The 1847-nt window shown below is 43.4% G+C and carries 1 protein-coding gene and 2 pseudogenes; all 3 read left to right on the forward strand.

What is annotated here, in order from left to right; genetic code table 11:
* Window positions 1-285 (forward strand): annotated as a pseudogene (locus PVV60_RS10405) (lytic transglycosylase); the annotation flags it as partial.
* Between the two features lie 12 nt (window positions 286-297).
* Window positions 298-1299 carry a phage tail protein gene (locus PVV60_RS10410; RefSeq protein WP_273724662.1) on the forward strand — a complete coding sequence of 334 codons (1002 nt, stop codon included), beginning with the start codon at window positions 298-300 and terminating at the stop codon, window positions 1297-1299.
* Window positions 1300-1307: 8 nt separating this feature from the next.
* Window positions 1308-1847, forward strand: a pseudogene (locus PVV60_RS10415) (phage tail protein); the annotation flags it as partial.

Raw genomic sequence — 1847 nt, forward strand, 5'->3', positions numbered from 1 at the left:
GCGCAAATTGTTGGCAGCAATGCGGTTGGTTTGAATGGTGGTAACAGCGGCATGCGTGCAAGTGATTTTGTTAACCGTGTGTTACAGATGTACGGAGGACAGCCTTATCGAGCAAGTCCTACAGCGCAGGGTGGTTTTAGAAATAGAGGCAATTTGTTAGAGGTTTTAAGGGCATTATTAGCATCACAAGAAGAGTCTTCGGAAGAAGAAGAGAGTGATGAAGATGATAATCCTTTGATGACGCAATTCATGCGGGTGTTTTACGGACCATTTTACCGGAATTAGGATTCATGAGAGATGTCGACGATTTATGATTGGTCGCTTAGAGCGGCGGATAATACGCGCGTAGATGATTTGATTGATTGGTCCGAAGGACAGCAGCCTAGCAGTGTGAATACGAGCGCCCGTGTGATGATGCAAAGGATAAGTGAGTATTTGTCAGACACGGGTGGAGTGCTTGAAGGGGTTGTTACAAATGATCATGTCCAACAAACGAGTGTGATAAGGCTTGCAAGCACCTCACAGTTTTTAGAGTATAAGAATGGTATCGTTTTGCGCTTTATGGCTATGGGTAAGAATGTTGGAGCAACCACGATTGTCTTAAACACTTTAGATGGCAAGCCAGTTTATAAAGCAACGGAATTAGGCATTAGTGCATTATCGGGGGGCGAAATCCAACAAGGGTGCATTTATACATTGGTTTATAATGGAGATCATTGGCATCTTGTTAATCCTACCTCTATTCCTTTGCAAGAAGAAAGCAGTCTTTATCCCACGGGGTTCATAGGAACGTTTGGTATGCGCGGGATTCCAAAGGATTGGTTAATTTGTGATGGGAAGGCTTATTTACGTCGTGATTATCGTGATTTATTTGAGACAATAGGAACGGTTTGGGGAGAGGGGGATGGCGTTGAGACGTTTAATGTTCCAGATTTTCGAGGAATGTTTTTACGGGGGCTTGATGGAGGGCGCAATATTGATGAGGGGCGTTCTTTTGCAAGTGTGCAAACAGATTTAATCGAGTCGCATCAACATCAAGGACAGAGCCTATCGATGTCTCATTTTACCAGCAACGAAAACTTTTGGGATGGGAATACGACGGATGTATTAGGCTATCGTCTAGGCTTGTTTGGGGGGAGTTCTCTCGCGAATTTTATGGGTATAGAGTATGAGAATTTAGGGGGCTACATTGTAAGCTCTTATACTCTTGATGAGAGCCAAGAGGTTGTTTTGGAGAGCACTGGTGAAGGCGAGACGCGTCCAGTAAATGTGAGTGTTCTGTTTGCGATTAAGACGTGAGGTTTAAGATGTCGACAATTTATGATTGGTCTTTAAATGCCTCCTTGAATGCCTATTGTGATGCTTTGATTGATTGGTCAAAAGGACAACGTCCTAGCAGCGTGAATAATAGCGCCCGTGTGATGATGCAGCGTGTGCGTGAATATTTATCCGATACGAGTGGTGTGATTGAAAGTAGCTTTACGGTTGATAATGAACAGCAGACGACGTTGATAAGACTTCAAAGTAAATCGCATTTTTTAGAGTATAAGAATGGGATATCCGTTTGTTTTAAAGCGAAGGGTAAGAATGTTGGGGAAACCGCAATTGCCTTGAATGATTTAGTCGGTATGCCCGTTTATAAGGCGACGGAATTAGGCATTCGTGCATTATCTGGAGGTGAACTTCAAAGGGGGTGCATTTATAGCTTGATTTATAGGGATCATGCTTGGCAAGTTTTAAATCCTACGCCTCTTTCTTTATCACAAGAACCGGTTATTCCCATTTATCCTACGGGGACGATAGGGATTTTTGGGATGCAAGTTTTGCCAGAGGGCTGGTTACTCTGT

The sequence above is a fragment of the Bartonella sp. AU18XJBT genome, from assembly GCF_028618595.1.
Lineage (GTDB): Bacteria > Pseudomonadota > Alphaproteobacteria > Rhizobiales > Rhizobiaceae > Bartonella.